Source organism: Rhodococcus sp. MSC1_016, from assembly GCF_023667485.2.
Classification (GTDB): domain Bacteria; phylum Actinomycetota; class Actinomycetes; order Mycobacteriales; family Mycobacteriaceae; genus Rhodococcus_F; species Rhodococcus_F oxybenzonivorans.
Genome location: NZ_JAMOZI020000001.1, coordinates 2,319,422 through 2,337,168, shown reverse-complemented (window position 1 = coordinate 2,337,168; position 17,747 = coordinate 2,319,422). Strand labels below are relative to the sequence as shown.

Sequence of the window (17,747 nt, the reverse complement as noted above, 5' to 3'; positions counted from 1 at the left end):
TTCCAGGAGGCGATATGGGGCGCTCACCCAGCAAGGGCCTGTCAGCACGCGCCCTGTGCGCGGTTTTCACCGCGTGCGTCGCCGTGGCCGGTGCGGGAGGTGTGGCCGCCGCAGCACCGATCTACCCTGCCTCCGAGACGGATCCCTTCTACGTGCAGCCGTCGAATCTCGAGTCCGCCGCGGCCGGGCAGCCGATCGCCACCCGGCCCATGCCTCCGCTGCTCGCGTTCCCCGACACCGATGTTTGGCAGGTGAAGTACCGCACCACCAATTCGCAGGGCCGCCCGATCTCCTCGGTCAGCACCGTGCTGGTACCGCACACCCGGCCGGTGAACGGTCCGCTGCTGTCCTACCAGCACATCATCAACGCGCTCGGACCGCGGTGCGCGCCGTCACGCACCCTCTACACCAACGACCCGGACCTTCAGATCAAGGAGGCGCCGGCGCTGAATCTCGCACTGCAGCGGGGCTGGACGGTCGCCCTTCCCGACCATCTCGGACCCAACAGCGCCTACGGTGCGGCCAAGCTCGGCGGGTTCATCACCCTCGACGGTATTCGCGCCGTGCAGCGGGTTCCGGAACTGAACGTCGCGCAGAGCCCTGTCGCGCTGGCCGGCTACTCCGGGGGCGGCATGGCGTCGGCCTGGGCTGCGGTTCTCGCGCCGGAGTATGCCCCGGAGCTGAACATCGTCGGGGTCGCCGAGGGTGGTGTACCGATGAACATCGGGAAGATGGCCAACGGCCTGGGTATGCAGCCGCATCCCGCGTTCGGCCTGGCGATGGCGGCGGCGCTCGGCCTCGAACGGGAGTATCCGGACCGGCTGCCGATCAGTGAGCAGCTGAACGATCGTGGTCTGGCCATGCGCAGCGATATGGCTAATGCGTGCACCAACGGCATCCTCGCGGCGGGGGCCGGTCGCAGTGCGACCGAGGTGGCCAAGACCACAGACCTCATGAGCAGCCCGCAGGCGTGGGAAGTACTCGACGAGAACAGTGTCGAGCTGTATCCCGGTGTGCCGACCGCGCCGATCTTCGAATGGCACAGCCCGACCGACGTGCTTATCCCCGTCGATTCGATCGAGACGACAATCGCACGGTACTGCGCGGCCGGTGTTCGGGTGCAGTCGGAACTCTTCCCGAGTCCCGACCACCTGTCGACGGCGGTCCTGGGTCTTCCCACCGCCCTGGATTACCTGGACGCGCGGTTCCGGGGCGATCCGGCACCGAGCAACTGCTGACCGACCAGCCCACTCCGGGCGGTGATATGCGTGATCGTCATCGGATTGTGTTCTGCCTGAACGGCGTCCGGATAGCGGAGCGTTTGAGCCCCGGAAACCACGGGTACCCAAAATTATGCATGCCAGCGCACTCAATGCCGTCGTGACGGGATCGGACTCGGGGATCGGCCGGGCCGTCGCACTGGCACTCGCGGACGATGGTTTCCACCTCGGGCTGGCATATGCCACGGATCGAGAAAGCGCGGAGGCCACGGCCGGCGAGGTGAGGGCCAGGTCGGTGCGCGCGGTGGTGCGGAAGATGGACCTCGCCGAGCTACCCCACTCGGCTACCGCGGTCGACGAGTTCGCCCGGGAACTCGGCGGAATCGGTGTCCTCGTCAGCTGCCCGGGCAGCACTGCCGTCGAATGCATACAACGCGGTGTCCGGTACATGATCGCCGGCGGGCAAGGTGGCCGCATCGTGAACATCACCGCCTCGGCGTCGTCGCTCGGCGGGCTGACGGGTCTCCTCGCCGCCGAGTTGTCGCGGTACTCCGTCACCGTCAATTCCGTCGTCGTCCCCGCCGCGGATCCCGCGTTCCCGTCCCCGGGCCGCGACGACGGGGAAGCCGCCACCGTCGCGTCGTACCTCACAGCGCCTGCCGCGATGTTCGTGACGGGCGCCCAGTACACGGTGGAAGGGCGCAGAGTCACCATTACCCCGCACAGCCTGACCGACCCCGGCCCTCGCCGTCCCGGTCCTCGGGGAAGCCACCGTATCCGCTCCTACGCCGGTCGCTGGGCACCGACACGGTGGACTCGCTGACCCTCCGTTGTGCGAAAACTCGGTGCAGGACGAGCGTCGCTGTACCGTTGTTCCAGGGGGCGTGAAATGAGAGTGACGGCTTCATGCAGCCCGCAGCGAAGATCAAGGTGGGGAATCTGCCTCACGAGCTGACGAGTTTCGTCGGTCGGCGTCGAGAGATCGCAGAAGCGCGCGGCCTGCTGGCCACCTCACGCCTGGTCACACTCACCGGAATCGGAGGAGTTGGCAAGACCAGGCTGGCCCTGCGAGTTGCGCTCGATTCGAGTCGGGCATTCGAGGACGGCGTGTGGCTGGTCGAACTGGGCGAACTCGAGGAAGACGCCCTGGTAGTCGGTGCCGTGGTGGCAGCTCTGAAGCTGCGTGAGCAGCAATCCGAGGCACCCGAGGTGGTATTGCGGGAGTTCCTGGAGCCACGGTGCGTGCTGCTGGTCCTCGACAACTGCGAACATCTCGTGGACGCCGTCGCCGGCCTGACCGAGTTCTTGCTGCGGAGCTGCCCCGATTTGCGGATCCTCGCCACCAGCCGGGAACCACTCGGAATCCCGGGCGAGGCCACCGTCCGGGTGCCACCGCTGACCCTGCCCCACTCGGGCCATCCCGCATCGGTGAAGGCCCTCGCCCAGTACGAGTCGGTCGCACTGTTCGCCGAGCGCGCCGCCGCGGCCGTCCCCGGATTCCATCTCACCGAGGACAACCACGTTGCGGTCGTGCAGATCTGTCAGCAACTCGACGGTCTGCCATTGGCGATCGAACTGGCCGCAGTGCGACTCCGCGTGATGTCGGTCGAACAAATCCTTCAGCGGCTGACGGACCGCTATCAGCTGCTCACGACCGGATGCCGCGGCGCGCCCGCACGCCAGCAGACGCTCCTGTGGTGTATCGACTGGAGCCACGAGCTGTGCACCCCGCAGGAACGGGAACTGTGGGGAAGGCTCGCAGTCTTCGCCGGGGGCTTCGAATTGGACGCGGTCGAGAAGATCTGTTCAGGATCATTGCGCCCCGCCGAGGTCGTCGACGTGGTCGCCTCGCTCATCGACAAGTCGATCCTGATCCGGGAAGAGGCCAGGGGCGCGGTGCGCTACCGGCTCCTCGAGACTCTCCGCGAGTACGGCCGCGAGAAGTTGCAGGAGACCTCGGAGTTCGCGTCACTGCTGCGCCGGCACCGGAATTTCTACGAGCAATTGGCGGTGCAGGCGCGGTCCGAGTGGGTCAGCGCTCGGCAGGTCGGGTGGATCGAGCGCCTGGACGCCGAGCAACCGAACTTGCGAGCCGCCCTGCATTTCTGCCTGACGTCACCGAAGGAAGCGGCGGCGGGGCTCCGCATGGCCGCAGCCCTGTACCCGTTCTGGCGGTCGCGGGGACTGCTGAGGGAGGGCAGACGCTGGATCGACCAACTGCTGGCTGTCCGCGGCGCCGGTTCCGCGGAGGAGCGGATCCGCGCCCTCTACGTGGCGGTCATGTTGTCCGAACTCGACAGCGACGTCGAGGCCTCGTCCGCGGCGATCGAGGAGGCTCATGCACTCGCCCAGGGGGTCGCCGACCCGATCTCACACGCACTGATTGCTCACGCCGAAGGTGGTCGCGCGATGTTCGGCGGACACCTCGACGCGGCCCGGGCAAATTACGAGGCCGCGTTGGCCGTATTCCGCACCGACGACAATCTTCTGCACCTGATCTGGGGGCTTCTCGGACTCGCGCTGGCGACCGGTTCGACCGATCCGGATCGGTCCGCACAGTGTCAGCGCGAGATACTCGCCCTCACCGAAGCGCACGGCGAGTCGGTGTATCGCAGTTGGTCACTGTGGGCGGCAGGTATGTCGGCGTGGCAGCACCGCGACTTCGAGGGCGCGGAGGGACTGCTGAAACAGGGTCTGCAACTGGCCGGGATGGTCGACGACCGCATCAGTGCTGCGGGATGCCTGGAAGTGCTGGGCTGGATCGCAGTGGGTAGGGGAGACAGCCACCACGCGGCCGAACTGATGGGGGCCGCGCACGCGCTGGCGCATGCGGTCGGCAATCCGAACACGGTCTATCCGAACCAGCGCATCCATCATCTCGACTGCGCCGAACAGGCGCGACGGGACATCGGTGACCGCGCGTTCGAGGCAGCCTTCCATCAGGGAATGAACACCTGCCTCGAGGAGGCTGCAGCGGCTGTGCTGGGGACGAAGCAGCGCACGAATCCGAACACCGATCAATCGCACACCGCCCTGACGCGCCGCGAATGGCAGGTGGCCGAACTCGTCGCCGACGGGCTGACCAACAAGGCGATCGCCGCCACCCTGGTCATCTCGCAACGCACCGCCCAGGGACACGTCGAGCACATTCTGGCAAAACTCGGCTTCACCTCCCGCACCCAGATCGCGGCGTGGGTCGTGGAGCACGCGCAGGATCGGCACGTCTGACAACTGCACGGCCGGGACGGGGGGACGCGTCGCGGGGGGCGAAACAGGTATGTGCCCGGGTCGATCGGCCGCTGTACTTTCCGGCGGCACGGGTCAAGCTCATACGCGTCCCCCTTTCAGCCGGTACCACCCCCGAGGCCCCCAATGTCCCCTACACCGCGAACACACCGAAAGCCCGACTCCCACCGCGCTCGGCCCCCGATCCTTCGGCGGCCTCACCCGACCGACGGGTCCCGACTCCGAAGCGGGGGGAAACGGAGGTTGTTCGGCATGGTGGGTCGGGGGACACCGCACAGCAGGCCGTTACCTTTCGCGTCCGTGACGCCGACGGTAGGTCTCACCTTCGCCGGGCGGGTGACGGTATGAGCCCGGAACGACACAGCCGCGGGCATGCGCTCGCGAAGGCGTGCGCGCTGATGATCCAACGCTGCCGCAGCTGCACGACCCTGCTGGCACCGCTGATGGCCACGTGCTCGACGTGCCAGGGTTCCGATTTCGAGCAGGTGCCCTCGTGTGGTGTCGGTTCGATCGTCTCGTCCAAATCGGTCGAACGTGAACGGCACGGCCGGGATCGTGCCACCGCCCCCTGCACGATCGCGATCGTGGAACTCGACGAAGGCCCCTGGGTGTACACCTGGATCGACGGCGAGGTCCCTGCCTCTTCCTCCCAGCAACCCGTCCGTGTCGAGTTCCGGCCGGCGGCAGCGGCCGAGCAGCTACCCGTGTTCGCGATCCGGCACTCCAGCGAGGGCTGACCCATGCAGACGCGTCCTGCGGTCGAGCCCGGCGAGAAGTACGACGCCGAGTGGATCCGCTTCTGGCTCGGCCGCTGTGAGTGGCTCGAGCGGACCCATTCGCTGAGTTCGGACGGCCGCTGGATGGCGGTCTTCGCCATTCAGTGGGCCCCGTTCGGCGGTGCCGCCGCGGCGGACCTGATGGAACGTTTCGGCGTCGAGCGGGAGCGTTTCCTGGAACTCGTCCTCGCAGCACTGGCGCCGCGCAGCTCTGATCTGCAGCGGATTCGCGCGGTGAAAAGTCGTCTGCGGGCCTCCCTCGAGCACGCGTGGCGGCGAATCGAGTAGTCGCGCCGCGGTCAGTCGTGCAACAAATCGTCGAGGTGGATCGGTACCGCCCTGACCCGGATCCCGGTGGCGCTGCGCACCGCGTTCGCCACGGCAGCGGCGGCACCGACGATCCCGATCTCCCCGGCGCCTTTCGAGCCGATCGGATTGGCGTGCTCGTCGACGTCCTCGAGGCAGACGGCGTCGAGGTAGCGGATGTCGGCGTGCGCGGCGATGTGGTAGCTCGCGAGGTCGTGGTTGACGATGTGGCCGAAACGGGGATCCCCGACGCTTTCCTCGTGCAGGGCCATCGACACTCCCATCGTCATGCCGCCGATGAGCTGGGAGCGGACCGTCCGCGCATTGACGACCCGTCCGATGGCGAACACACCGAGCATCCGCTCCACCCGAATCTCACAGGTGTCGCGATGGACGTGCGCCTCCACGAAATGGGCGCCGAACGAATGGAGTGCGAACCTTTCGGCGTCAGGGTTAGCGGGTGTCTCCGCACTCGCTTCCGCCCCCGGGTGCGGCGCCGTGCCGTGTGTGTCGCGGAACACCCGGGCCGCGGCGACCACGGCACTGCCCCAGGAACTGATACCCGTGGAACCTCCGGCCACCGTGGCGGACGGTAGGTCGCTGTCGCCGATCTCCAGGTCGATCGCGTCGAGAGGACAGCCGAGGGCATCGGCCGCGATCTGGGTGAGGGCGGTCCATGTTCCGGTGCCGATGTCGACGGACCCGATCTGCACCCGGTACCTGTCGCCCTCGTAGCGAATGCGCGCAACCGACCCAGGTGACGTGTTCGCCGGGTAGGTCGCGGCGGCCACTCCGTACCCGACCGACCAGTCCGAGCCGGAGCGAATCTCGGCCTTGGTGTCCCGGTCGGCCCAGCCGAAACGGTCGGCGCCTTCGCGGAGGCAATCGACGAGGCGCCGGCCCGACCACGGGTGACCGGACTCAGGGTCGGTGGCCGGTTCGTTTCTGATGCGCAGTTCGATCGGGTCGATGCCGCACACCTCGGCGAGTTCGTCCATCGCCACTTCCGCCGCGAACATTCCGGGGGTCTCGCCCGGGGCCCGCATCCAGGACGGCGCGGGCACGTCGAGGGCGACGAGGCGATGTGAGGTGTACCGGGCGGGGGAGGAATACATCATCCGCGACGGCACCGCCGCCTGCTCGGCGAATTCCTTGATCCTGGCGGACTGGGTGAGCACCTCGTGGGAGACGGCGGTCAGGTGACCGTCGGTGTCCGCGCCGAGCCGGATGTGCTGCAGCGTCGGGGCTCGGTAGGCGGACAGCGCGAACATCTGCTGCCGGGTGACCGCGAACTTGACCGGCCGGCCGGGTACCTTCTGCGACGCCATCGTCACCAGCACGTTGTGCGCGTGAGGCAACCCCTTCGATCCGAAGCCGCCGCCGACGTGTGGTGCGATGACCCGGATGTCCTCCGGTTCGAGACCGAACACCGGCGCCAACGTCTTCCGGACCGAATGAACGCCCTGCGTCGAATCGTGCAGTGTCAGGACGGGGCCCGGTCCGCCCGGCCGCCACTGGGCGATCGTGGTGTGCGGCTCCATCGGATTGTTGTGCTCCATGGCCGTGGAGTACACCTGGTCGACCGTCCGTGGGGCGGCGGTCAACGCCGCCTCCACATCACCACTTCGCGTGTCGGTGGGAAAACCGGCATTCACTGTTTCCGGGGCGTAGAAGTCGCTCCGGTCGGCACGGAAGTCGGTGTCGTGGTCACGCACGTCGTACTCGACTCGGATCAGGTCGGCAGCCTGACGGGCAGCTTCGGGCGACTCCGCGACCACCGCGCCGAGGAACTGACCCCGGAAGTGGACCTCGGGGTCCTGCAGGATCGCGAGTTCACCGTCGGAGGTGTCCGAAAGCCGCGGCGCATCGAACACCGTCAGTATGGTGACCACCCCGTCCACGGCCTGCGCGTCCCCTGCATCCATGGCGGTGACCTTCCCGCGGGCGATGCTTGACAGGACGGGATGCAGATACGTCGGATTCGGCACTGCGTGCTCGAAGGCATACCGCGCCGCACCGGTCACCTTGTCGTGACCATCGAGGCGCTCGGTGGGCGTCCCGACGACCCTCGGTTCGAGCAACGCCATCAGCGTGCCTCCTCGGTGAGGGAACGGAGCGTCGCGGACAGGACGCGTCTGGTGAGGGTCACCTTGAACTCGTTTCCCGGCAGGGGGCTCACCGCGGACAGTTCGGCGTCGGCCGCCGCGGCTAAAGTCTGCTCCGTAGGTGCGGAACCGTTCAGCATTTCTTCGGCTCGCTCCGCGCGCCACGGTCGGTGCGCCACCCCGCCGAGTGCGATCCGCGCGGAACCGATGCGGTCGTCCTCGATCGTCAGTTCCGCGGCCACGGACACGAGTGCGAACGCGAACGACGCCCGGTCACGCACCTTGCGGTACGCCGACCGGCTTGCCGCCACCGGCGGTGGAAGCTCCACCGCGGTGACGAGATCACCGTGCGTGAGCTCGGTGTCCCGGTCGGGGCTGTCCCCGGGGAGCCGATAGAACTCGGCCAGGGGAATGCGCCGTTCGCCGTCGACACTCCGCACGACCACCACTGCGTCCAGCGCGGTCATCGCGACGGCCATGTCGGATGGATGCACGGCCACGCAGTGCTCGGAGGCACCGAGGATGGCGGAGTAGCGGGCATACCCTCCGAGAGCAGAGCAGCCGGTACCCGGTGCACGTTTGTTGCACGGTGTCGTCATGTCCTGGAAGTACACGCACCGAGTGCGCTGGAGAAGGTTGCCCGCGGTGGTTGCGAGATTGCGGAGCTGACCCGACGCGCCGGACAGCAGTGCCCTCGACAGCATCGGGTACCGGGAACGGACGAGTTCGTTCGCGGCCAGATCGCTGTTGCGGACGGTGGCACCGATCCGGAGCCCGCCGTCCGGGAGTTCGTCCACGTCGCCCAGGGGAAGCGCACTGACATCCACCAGTCGACCCGGCTGCGCCACACCGAGTTTCATATGATCCACGAGGTTGGTGCCGCCGGCCAGGAAGCGCGCGTCGGGGTCCGCGGTGACGGTGGCGACGGCCCCGTCGACGTCGGTGGCCCGTTCGTAGTCGAACGGAATCATGCCTCTGCCGCCTGACGAATCGCGGCCAGAATATTCGTGTACGCGCCGCAGCGGCACAGGTTCCCGCTCATCCGTTCACGGATCTCGTCGTCGGTCAGCTCGGGCGGCGCCGTCAGATCCTCGGTGACGTTGCTCGGGTGCTGCGCCCAGAACTCGTCGAGCATTCCGACGGCGGAGCAGACCTGACCGGGTGTGCAGTAGCCGCACTGCAGCCCGTCCTGCTCGACGAATGCCTGCTGCATCGCGTGCAGCTCGTCGCCGTCGGCCAGGCCGCTCGCCGTGGTGATGCGGGCACCGTCGTGGGCGACGGCGAAGGTCAGGCAGGTGGTGGCCCGCCGACCGTCCAGTAGCACGGTGCACGAACCGCATTGGCCGTGATCGCATCCCTTCTTGGGTGCCGTCACACCCAGATGCTCCCGCAGGGCGTCCAGCAACGTCGTCCGCGTGTCGACCTCGAGGGTGCGATGCTCGCCATCGACGTCGAGGGCGATCTTCGCGTGCCGTGCGCCCCGCGGACCGGAAGGGAGATTCATGTGTTGAGGCGTACCCATGAGCCCAGATTCCGAACCGCATCTGCCGCTAGCCCTGGTCGGGGAGGACTCCGGTCCCGAGGAAGATCACCCGCCTGCCGATTTCGACGGTGTGATCGCAGAACCTTTCGTAGAACCGGCCGAGGAGGGTGATGTCGACCGCAGCCTTGACACCGTGTGGCCAGTCCTCGGCCTGCGTGATCGCGAAGAGTCCGCGATGCAGGTCGTCCATCGTGTCGTCGGCGGTCAACAAACCCCTGGCGCGTTCGGGGTCGCGGTGCTGCAGGACCTGCTCGGTTTCCTCGGCCTGGGCCACCGCGACCGCCCCCATCCGGGTGAACACCTCGAGCACCTCGTCCGGGACGACATGCTCCGGATGCCGTCGGCGGACGATCTTCGCGATGTGCACCGCGAGGCCACCCATCCGATGCAGGTCGGCGGAGATGTGGAGACCGCCCACCATGAATCGGAGGTCGTGAGCGACCGGTGCCTGCAACGCCAGCAGTGAGAACGCGCGCTGTTCCCAGCGGGACGCGGCTGCGTCGAGCTCGCCGCTCACGTCGATGACGTGCTCGGCGAGCCCCAGGTCCGCCTGCAGCAACGCACCACTGGCCTCCCGCATCGCCGTCACGGTGAGCCGGCACATAGCAGCCAGGTCACCGGCGAGACTGTCGATGTTCTCCGCGAATCGTGTGCGCATCGGGTCAGCCTAGGTGTGTTCTGTAGCAATTGCGTTGCACTAGCGGGGGTCCGCGTGCGCGAGCTTGCGGTATCCCCGCGCCCCTGCGCGGTCGACCGCAGCTCGGACCAGACCGAAAATCGTGCCCTGCACGGCGGCGGCGATGAATACCTCGCGATCGGTGCGGGAGAGATCCTTCGGGTCCGGCGCGTCCGGTTCACCCGCCACGCGCTTCCACACCTGGCCGAACACCGCCCCCGCCAGTATTCCGCCGCCGACACTCGCGGCGAGGGCCAGTGGTTTGTACATCACTTTCGATACGGCACTCATGTTCTCGTCCTTTGCGGCGTCGTCGCGGGTCGCGGTAGTCGGTGATCTGGTCTTCAGGGGCCGGGGCGATCGACCTCACCGCGCCATGCATCGGTCTCGGTGCCACGGGACTCGATGAACTCCTTGAACCGGGCCATGTCGCCTTTCACTCTCTTGCCCAGCACGCCCAGCTTGTCGGCCACGTTCTCGACGAACCCGTCGGGGTCGACGTCCATCTGCGCCGTCACGCGTGTCTTGTCGTCGTCCAGACGGTGAAAGGTGATCACCCCGGCGTGATGGGGGCCGTCATCGGACTTCCATGCCACCCGTTCGTCGGGGTGCTGCTCGGTGATGGTGGCATCGAATTCGCGTTTCACCCCGGCGATCGACACGACCCAATGGACGTGTGTCGGATCGATCTGGCGGATTTCGTCGACACCCTCCATGAATCGAGGGAATTCTTCGAACTGCGTCCACTGGTTGTATGCCGTGGTCACTGGAACGGACACGTCCACGGCCTCGGTGATGGTGCTCATTTCGTCTCCTGTCGGTCGGTGTCGCGGTGAACGCGTACCCCGAGGGGGCCCGGGTCAATCCGGCGAGGAGGACCGGGCCCGCACGGACCGGCGGCTCGTGTTTCAGAATTCCCCGGGTGGGGCAATGCCCCCTATATGGCCAACGAATCAACTGGAGGGCCGCCGCGGATCGTCGTGGTGGGAAGCGGCTTCGCCGGATTCGAATGTGCGCGGCGACTTCGGCGCTCACTGCGCGGCACCGGCGCCCGCATCATCATGGTCTCGCCCAACGACTACATGCTCTACACCCCGTTGCTGCCCGAGGTGGCGGGCGGCATTCTGGACGCCCGGTTCGTCACCATCGCACTGTCGGACGCGCTCCCCGGCGTCGAACTCGTCCGGGGCGCTGTCGATTCCATCGACCTCGACAATCGCACCGTGCACGTCACCGATTGCGAGGCGGGTGCGGAGGTGCTGTCGTGGGACCGGCTGGTGTTCACGCCCGGCTCGGTGACGCGACTGTTCGACATCCCGGGCCTCCTCGACCACGGCCGGGGACTGAAAACGCCCGCGGAGGCGCTGTACTTCCGTGACCAGCTCCTCACCCAACTCGAAATGGCCAGCCGCGACACCGATCCGCGGGACGCGCGGGCGCGGCGGACATTCGTCGTGGTGGGCGCGTCCTACGCCGGGACGGAGTTGATTGCCCAACTGCGCGCTCTGGCCGACAGCGCGGCCGCCCGCCAGGGCCTCGACCCGACCGCGGTCCGGTTCGTGCTCCTGGACGCCGCCGACAAGGTGATGCCGGAAGTGGGGGAGAAGCTCGGTGCCCAGGTGCTCGACGTGCTGCGGTCGCGCGGTATCGAGGTGCGGCTCGAGACGACGCTGACCGAGCTCACCGAGAACAGCGTGACACTGAGCGACGGCACGGTGCTCCCCACCCGCACGGTCGCGTGGGTGACCGGAGTGACCGCGCATCCTCTCGTCGACTCGCTCGGCCTGCCCACCGAGAAGGGCAGGCTGAAGGTCGCCGCGGACCTGTCCGTCGAGGGACACCCCGGGGTCTTCGCCGGCGGGGACGCCGCGGCAGTCCCGGATCCGCGCCACCAGGGGTCGATCACACCACCGACGGCGCAACATGCGGTCCGTCAAGGGCGCACACTCGCCCGCAACGTCGCGGCCAGCCTCGGGGTCGGCGACGCGAAACCCTATGCGCACCGCGATATGGGCCTGGTGGTCGATCTGGGACCGGGCTTCGCAGTGGCCAACCCGCTTGGCATCCCGCTGTCGGGACTGCCCGCGAAGATGGTGACCAGGCTGTATCACCTCTTCGCCATGCCCTCGCCGGTCAACCGGTGGGCAGTCGGCCTCGCCTATCTCACCGACCTGCTGTTCCCTCGCCCGTTGGTGTCGATCGGCTTGGCCACCGAATCCCAGGCGCAGTTCGCGGTCAGCCAGGGCATCGGTGCGCGGAACTGACCGCGGCGCCGGGTACAGAAGGGTTGTCGAAGAGGAAGGAATGCGATGGCATCGCAGGTGCAGGACAATCCGCAGCGGAACCGTTATGAACTGATCGCGGACGGTGACGTTGCCGGGTTCATCGACTATTCGGCGGGCGACGGTGTGCTCACCCTGACCCACACAGAGGTGGGTGACGCGTTCGAGGGCAAGGGGTACGCGGGCCGGCTTGTGGAGGACACACTCGACGACGCCCGGAGCCGTGGGCTGGGAGTCCTTCCCGAATGCACATACGTGCAGCAGTGGATTCGCAAACATCCGGACTACCGGACTGTGGTGCCGGAAAACGATCGGGGCCGGTTCGACCTGGAACGGAGTGACGATGAGTGAGGACAAGAGAACCTTCGTGGCACGGCGCCTCGACGAGGTGATCCACGAGTGGGAGGCGGACGCCCCGCCCGGTTCGGGCACAGGTCAGGCGGACGGGCCGCTGGTGACGGCGCAGCGCCATCGCGCCGAAGTGGACACCGCGACCGACGAACGTGTCGACGAGATCGCCGCCTCGTACCCGGATATCGCCGCGGCCTGGTCCTCGCACCGGGACTGATCGCCGGCGCAGACGGGCGCCGCGGCACGTACCGGCGACGGCGGAGGTCACCGCCCGAAAAGACTTGCGAGCGCACTCGATTCGAGTCCGTCCGCAAGGGCTTGCGTGTCGTCGTACACTTCTTTCGCGCCGGCGTCGAGCAGTTCCCCGCGAGAGATGCCGCCACTGAGCAGACCGATGAACGGAACCCCGGCCTCGGTGGCGGCCTCGGCGTCCCATACGGCGTCCCCGACCATCACCGCGGTGTCGGGTGATGTGGACGATCGCTCCAGTGCGGTCTTCACTACCTCGGGATCCGGTTTCGCCTGTCCGACATCGCCCGAGGACGTGGTGTGCGCGATGCAGGAATCCACGTCCAGAACCGCACGAAGCACCGAGAGTTCGTCCTCGGGTGCGGAGGTCGCCAACACCACCTGCACGCCGCGACGGTGCAACTCGCGGATCAGCTCGCGGGCACCGGGGAGTGGCCGCATACTCGGCTGCAGATCCAGGTAGTACTGTTTGTGCAGCTCCTTCGCCCGATCACCCACCTCGCCGGCGGCGTCGCCCAGTAAGGTGTCGAGCAGTAACTGCGAGTCCAATCCGATGGCGCGGTGTATCCGCCATGCGTCGATATGATGCCCGACTTCGGCGAACGCCCGTTGCCACGCATCGACGTGGAGGTAATTCGAATCCACCAGCGTGCCGTCGACGTCGAACAACGCCGCCGTGGTGCCGGACCCTGACCCGGGATCTGCCACGATGAACCTCCTCGAAAATCCACACGTGTGGTCGAGCAAACCACACGGGTACGATCGCGGCCAGCCGTAGCCCGGGTGGTTTCGCGGGCGCCGGCGCCGGGTAAGCGGCTGTCACCGATGCACCAGCGCGAGGGAGTGATCGTCATCAAGGCTCAATGGGATACAACAGCTTCGGTGTCCGCCGTCTGGTCCGTCCTCGCCAATGGGTGGTTGTATCCGTCCTGGGTGGTGGGTGCGTCGCGCATGCGCGCCGTCAACACGGAGTGGCCCGCCGTGGGAAGTCAGCTGCACCATTCGGTGGGTGTCTGGCCGGTACTCATCAACGACTCGACGGAAGTCCTGGAAGTCGACGAGGAGCGAGAGCTTCGGCTGCTTGCCCGGGCCACGCCCGCGACGAAGGCCGTCGTGCACCTCCAGCTCGAGCCGAGAGGCTCCGGCTGCCACCTCGAGATGGACGAGAAGGTCGCGACGCCACCGCTGAAGTGGATCCCGCGGTCGGTGCAGGACGTGGCCGTCTATCCCCGCAACCGCGAATGTCTGCGCCGGCTCGCCTTTCTGGCCGAGCAGACGTCCACCCCCTGACAACCCGCCGACTGCACGACACCCCCGGACTGCCCCCATGAACCGCGGACAACGGTAGGGGCAGCGGAGAGGCCCACTCTCAACGCGGGACGAGTTCGAAGAATGCGCCGTCCTCGCCGGCGTCGGTATCGCGGTAGCGGAAGGCGAGTGCGAACCGGTCGAACGCGGAGAACCAGTCGTCCCACGAGATGCGTTCGAGGGCTTCCTCGGAAGCGCCGCCGGCGAAATCGAGCCGAAGTAGGACGGTCTCCGGGGAGCCGGCGTTGCCGACTCTGGCCGGAGCTCCGTCGTGTCGGTCCACCCACCGCCGGATCTCGGTGTGGTCGGTGGTGGTTCGGGTGTCGGTCATGGCGTTCCGGTTCGTTTCTCGGATGCCATCGCAGTCTCCTCTGATGTCAGGCAGTCGAATCTTGGCCCACGTCGAAGCGCTCCCGGTAGCGGTGCGCTGCTTCGTCGAGAACCGAATGGCTCAGTCGGGCGAGAGGCCGGATATCCGTCAGCAGCGGTTCGTGATCCGGGCCCCGCCCGACGACTCGGCCTTTGAGTAACCAGGCGAAGCGGCCCTCCTGCTGAGACAGTTCGGCGTACTTGCGGATCCGTCTCGCAACCCAGTCCTCGACCGGCCGGTGCCACCACGGCTCGGGGGAGATGGTGGTCACCGACAAGCCGGGCAGGGTGAGTTCGGCCTCGTAATCCTTGCTGGGACCCTCCACCGCGTCGGCCCATGGCCCCTTGGAGTGACGCAGGTAGACCTCGGAGTCGGAGGCGACGATGTCGGTCAGCGCTTCGAGGCTGTCGATCACCGGAAGATCTTCGTCGCCCACCGGGCGGCTGTGATGATCCGAAGAGCGGATCATCGGCTTCGCCGGTTCGGTATCCCCACTCGGCATGTGCGCGTCGGTCATGTACTCACCAACGTTCAGCTCATTGCAGGGCCGGCGTCCGACGATCCGGTCATGTCCTTGAGGAACTCGTGGCAGCGGCGTGCGCGGTCGGAATCTTCCGCCATCACCTGCTCGAAGAACGACGCGATGTCGTCGCGGCCGGCGTTCTTGGCGTCCCGCACATATTGCCCGTAGTCGTGACCGGCCTTGAGCGAATGGTATTGGACGGATACCAGGTCGTAGCTGACGTCGTCGAATCCGGTTTCTCCGGTAGCCATGATGTTCTCCTTTGTTCTCGTTGAAGTCCCGCCGCCCGGTGTGGCGGCGGGCGATCGAGGGATAACTCGCGGGCTGGGTTACCGCGGGGGGACCGCGGTGGTGTGTCCGGTCGACCTCAGCCGGGGAAGCAGGAGGCCGAGCGCGATCATGCCGACACCCAGCGCGAAGTGCAGCCAGTTGTCCGCAGTGTTCACGGGGACGAAGTTGGCCGCGCTGTCCTGGTCGATGAGGAGTCCGTAAATCCACAGGACCAGGTAGATCGCGCCGCCGCCGACGAGGAAGGCCTTCGCCGTGTTGGCGGCGCGCGCCATGACAATGCCTGCGACGCCGAACAGGATGTGCACGATGTTGTGCAGAATCGACACCTCGAAGATGCCCAGCAGCATGGCGTGCGACTCGTGCCCGGCGACGGCCATCATGTCGTAGTCGGTGGTCACGCCCGGGATGAACCCGAGAATGCCCACCAAGAGGAATACCGCTCCGACCACCAGCGCCGCAATCTGTACGGGTGTGGCGGTCATCGAGCTTCGGGTTGAGGTCGGTCGTGTCATCGCCCTACTCCTTCGGGTGCGTTACCGGTAGTTCGCGGTCTACCCGCCGTGTACCTCGCCGCCATCACCTCAAACAGGGAATTAAGAATGTTTTTGTCGCGTCTTCCTCGCATGCCGGGAGGGGTGGCCGCCGCCGACCGCAATTCCTGCAGACCTGTGAGGATGGGGTTTACGCTGTAGTCCAAAAGTGTCGACCGTGGAGTTGGACATGACGGCAACTGGTGTGCGCCCGATCGAAGCCCGCAGGCCCTATCCGCCGCGTTATCGCCGCAAAGGGTCGTTCATCTACGACATGATCTCGACGACGGACCCGAAGACGCTGGGTTTGATGTACCTGGTCACCGCCTTCGGGTTCTTCCTCGCCGGCGGATTGATGGCGATGCTGATTCGCGCCGAGCTCGCGGTGCCCGGCCTGCAGTTCTTGTCGAACGAGCAGTACAACCAGCTGTTCACCATGCACGGCACGATCATGCTGCTGCTGTACGCCACCCCGATCGTCTTCGGCTTCGCCAATTACATCCTGCCGCTGCAGATCGGTGCCCCCGATGTGGCCTTTCCCCGGCTGAATGCCTTCTCGTACTGGGCCTTCCTCTTCGGCGGCCTCATCGCCTTCGCGGGGTTCATCACTCCCGGTGGCGCCGCGGACTTCGGCTGGACCGCGTATTCGCCGTTGACCTCCGCCATACACTCTCCCGGGCTCGGGGCGGACCTGTGGATCATGGGCCTCGCGCTGTCCGGGCTCGGCACCATCCTCGGTGGCGTCAACATGATCACCACGGTGATCTGCCTACGATGCCCCGGAATGACCATGTTCCGCATGCCGATCTTCACCTGGAACATCTTCATCACCAGCATCCTTGTGCTCCTTGCCTTCCCGATCCTCACCGCCGCACTCATGGGGCTGGCCGCAGACCGGCACCTCGGAGCCCACGTCTTCGACCCGGCCACCGGCGGCACGATCTTGTGGCAGCACCTGTTCTGGTTCTTCGGGCACCCCGAGGTGTATATCGTCGCGTTGCCGTTCTTCGGCATCGTGACCGAAATTTTTCCCGTGTTCAGCCGTAAGCCGATCTTCGGCTACAACGGCCTGGTCTTCGCAACCATGGCCATCGCGGCCCTGTCGATCGCGGTGTGGGCGCACCACATGTACGCCACCGGCGCGGTGCTGCTGCCGTTCTTCTCGTTCATGACCTTCCTTATCGCGGTGCCCACCGGGGTGAAGTTCTTCAACTGGATCGGCACCATGTGGAAGGGGCAGCTGACCTTCGAGTCGCCGATGCTCTTCGCCGTCGGCTTCATCATCACGTTCCTCTTCGGTGGTCTCACCGGCGTCATCCTCGCCAGCCCGCCGCTCGACTTCCACGTCACCGACAGCTACTTCGTGGTTGCTCATTTCCATTACGTGCTGTTCGGCACCATCGTGTTCGCCACCTACGCCGGCATCTACTTCTGGTTCCCGAAGATGACCGGGCGGATGATGGACGAGCGCCTCGGCAAGTGGCACTTCTGGACCACGTTCATCGGCTTCCACGGAACTTTCCTCGTGCAGCACTGGCTCGGGGCTGAAGGTATGCCGCGCCGGTACGCCGACTATCTGCCGCCGGACGGGTTCACCACGCTCAACATGATCTCCACGGTGTTTGCTTTCGTCCTGGGAATCTCCACGCTGCCGTTCCTGTGGAACGTCTTCAAGAGCTACCGGTACGGCGAGGTCGTCACCGTCGACGACCCGTGGGGTTACGGCAACTCGCTCGAGTGGGCCACCACCTGCCCGCCGCCGCGGCACAACTTCACCGAGATTCCGCGGGTGCGCTCCGAGCGTCCCGCGTTCGAGCTGCACTACCCGCATATGGTCGAGACGATGCGGGCCGAAGCGCACATCGGCCCGGGTGGCCACAAGCAGACGGCCGTCGACGTCGAAGACACCGCCCAGCGTTCGGAGGAGCCGGGAGGACCGGCAGGGGACCGGTGAGGCTCCCCGGTGTCGAG

The 17,747-nt window shown here is 66.7% G+C and carries 21 protein-coding genes; 10 read left to right on the top strand and 11 right to left on the bottom strand.

Annotation, left to right across the window (positions count from 1 at the left end; genetic code table 11):
- Positions 1-14 precede the first annotated feature (14 nt).
- From L1080_RS11010 to L1080_RS10990, 5 genes are all read left to right on the top strand, one after another.
- Complete coding sequence (locus tag L1080_RS11010; RefSeq protein ID WP_159922296.1) at positions 15-1,238, top strand: lipase family protein; 1,224 nt, start codon at positions 15-17, stop codon at positions 1,236-1,238.
- Positions 1,239-1,353: 115 nt separating this feature from the next.
- Positions 1,354-2,043: an SDR family NAD(P)-dependent oxidoreductase gene (locus tag L1080_RS11005; RefSeq protein ID WP_250768199.1), complete on the top strand. Its 690-nt coding sequence runs from the start codon at positions 1,354-1,356 to the stop codon at positions 2,041-2,043.
- Positions 2,044-2,126: 83 nt separating this feature from the next.
- On the top strand, positions 2,127-4,448 hold the full coding sequence (locus tag L1080_RS11000) for an ATP-binding protein (protein ID WP_250768197.1): 2,322 nt from the start codon (positions 2,127-2,129) through the stop codon (positions 4,446-4,448).
- Between the two features lie 362 nt (positions 4,449-4,810).
- A complete protein-coding gene (locus L1080_RS10995) occupies positions 4,811-5,203 on the top strand; it encodes a Zn-ribbon domain-containing OB-fold protein (protein ID WP_250768194.1) in 393 nt (130 codons plus the stop codon).
- A gap of 3 nt (positions 5,204-5,206) precedes the next feature.
- The gene (locus L1080_RS10990) at positions 5,207-5,530 is read left to right on the top strand and encodes a hypothetical protein (RefSeq protein ID WP_159922304.1); all 324 of its coding nucleotides are present in this window, start codon (positions 5,207-5,209) and stop codon (positions 5,528-5,530) included.
- Positions 5,531-5,541: 11 nt separating this feature from the next.
- Here the strand turns inward: L1080_RS10990 and L1080_RS10985 are convergent, their stop codons facing one another.
- The 6 genes from L1080_RS10985 to L1080_RS10960 are packed head-to-tail and all read right to left on the bottom strand — an operon-like array spanning position 5,542 to position 10,678.
- On the bottom strand, positions 5,542-7,635 hold the full coding sequence (locus L1080_RS10985; RefSeq protein ID WP_250768191.1) for a xanthine dehydrogenase family protein molybdopterin-binding subunit: 2,094 nt from the start codon (positions 7,633-7,635) through the stop codon (positions 5,542-5,544).
- Entirely contained in the window at positions 7,635-8,624 is a 990-nt protein-coding gene (locus L1080_RS10980; protein WP_250768188.1) for an FAD binding domain-containing protein, read from the bottom strand. The genes L1080_RS10985 and L1080_RS10980 overlap by 1 nt, the downstream gene beginning before the upstream one ends.
- Positions 8,621-9,157 (bottom strand): 2Fe-2S iron-sulfur cluster-binding protein, encoded by a 537-nt coding sequence (locus tag L1080_RS10975; protein WP_159922310.1) that lies wholly within the window; start codon positions 9,155-9,157, stop codon positions 8,621-8,623. Before L1080_RS10975 ends, L1080_RS10980 begins: the two co-directional genes overlap by 4 nt.
- A gap of 46 nt (positions 9,158-9,203) precedes the next feature.
- Positions 9,204-9,854, bottom strand: a complete 651-nt coding sequence (gene phoU, locus L1080_RS10970; protein ID WP_250768186.1) for a phosphate signaling complex protein PhoU — start codon at positions 9,852-9,854, stop codon at positions 9,204-9,206.
- 39 nt (positions 9,855-9,893) lie between these two features.
- Complete coding sequence (locus L1080_RS10965; protein WP_250768183.1) at positions 9,894-10,163, bottom strand: DUF4235 domain-containing protein; 270 nt, start codon at positions 10,161-10,163, stop codon at positions 9,894-9,896.
- A 53-nt stretch (positions 10,164-10,216) separates the two neighbouring features.
- Positions 10,217-10,678 carry an SRPBCC family protein gene (locus tag L1080_RS10960; RefSeq protein WP_159922314.1) on the bottom strand — a complete coding sequence of 154 codons (462 nt, stop codon included), beginning with the start codon at positions 10,676-10,678 and terminating at the stop codon, positions 10,217-10,219.
- Positions 10,679-10,813: 135 nt separating this feature from the next.
- Here L1080_RS10960 and L1080_RS10955 point away from each other — a divergent pair, with 135 nt between their 5' ends.
- Genes L1080_RS10955 through L1080_RS10945 form a run of 3 tightly spaced genes read left to right on the top strand, consistent with a single transcriptional unit; the run spans position 10,814 to position 12,722 of the window.
- Positions 10,814-12,136 carry an NAD(P)/FAD-dependent oxidoreductase gene (locus L1080_RS10955; protein ID WP_250768180.1) on the top strand — a complete coding sequence of 441 codons (1,323 nt, stop codon included), beginning with the start codon at positions 10,814-10,816 and terminating at the stop codon, positions 12,134-12,136.
- Positions 12,137-12,181: 45 nt separating this feature from the next.
- Entirely contained in the window at positions 12,182-12,505 is a 324-nt protein-coding gene (locus tag L1080_RS10950) for a GNAT family N-acetyltransferase (protein ID WP_159922318.1), read from the top strand.
- Positions 12,498-12,722: a hypothetical protein gene (locus tag L1080_RS10945; protein WP_109329860.1), complete on the top strand. Its 225-nt coding sequence runs from the start codon at positions 12,498-12,500 to the stop codon at positions 12,720-12,722. The genes L1080_RS10950 and L1080_RS10945 overlap by 8 nt, the downstream gene beginning before the upstream one ends.
- 47 nt (positions 12,723-12,769) lie before the next feature.
- Here L1080_RS10945 and L1080_RS10940 read toward each other — a convergent pair whose 3' ends face one another.
- Positions 12,770-13,462, bottom strand: coding sequence for an HAD family hydrolase (locus tag L1080_RS10940; RefSeq protein ID WP_250768177.1), 693 nt, complete (start codon positions 13,460-13,462; stop codon positions 12,770-12,772).
- 117 nt (positions 13,463-13,579) lie between these two features.
- On the opposite strand from L1080_RS10940, the gene L1080_RS10935 reads away from it, so the two are divergent.
- On the top strand, positions 13,580-14,044 hold the full coding sequence (locus L1080_RS10935; protein ID WP_250768174.1) for an SRPBCC family protein: 465 nt from the start codon (positions 13,580-13,582) through the stop codon (positions 14,042-14,044).
- A 79-nt stretch (positions 14,045-14,123) separates the two neighbouring features.
- On the opposite strand, the gene L1080_RS10930 is transcribed toward L1080_RS10935, so the two are convergent.
- From L1080_RS10930 to L1080_RS10915, 4 genes are all read right to left on the bottom strand, one after another.
- Complete coding sequence (locus tag L1080_RS10930) at positions 14,124-14,393, bottom strand: hypothetical protein (RefSeq protein ID WP_250768171.1); 270 nt, start codon at positions 14,391-14,393, stop codon at positions 14,124-14,126.
- Between the two features lie 46 nt (positions 14,394-14,439).
- Positions 14,440-14,901, bottom strand: a complete 462-nt coding sequence (locus tag L1080_RS10925) for a DUF6098 family protein (protein ID WP_250768597.1) — start codon at positions 14,899-14,901, stop codon at positions 14,440-14,442.
- A 62-nt stretch (positions 14,902-14,963) separates the two neighbouring features.
- Positions 14,964-15,206 (bottom strand): acyl carrier protein, encoded by a 243-nt coding sequence (locus tag L1080_RS10920; protein WP_159922324.1) that lies wholly within the window; start codon positions 15,204-15,206, stop codon positions 14,964-14,966.
- 78 nt (positions 15,207-15,284) lie between these two features.
- Positions 15,285-15,728 carry a DUF4383 domain-containing protein gene (locus L1080_RS10915; protein ID WP_159927194.1) on the bottom strand — a complete coding sequence of 148 codons (444 nt, stop codon included), beginning with the start codon at positions 15,726-15,728 and terminating at the stop codon, positions 15,285-15,287.
- 238 nt (positions 15,729-15,966) lie between these two features.
- Between L1080_RS10915 and ctaD the strand changes: the two genes are divergently transcribed.
- On the top strand, positions 15,967-17,730 hold the full coding sequence (gene ctaD / locus L1080_RS10910) for an aa3-type cytochrome oxidase subunit I (RefSeq protein ID WP_159922326.1): 1,764 nt from the start codon (positions 15,967-15,969) through the stop codon (positions 17,728-17,730).
- The last annotated feature ends 17 nt before the right edge of the window (positions 17,731-17,747 follow it).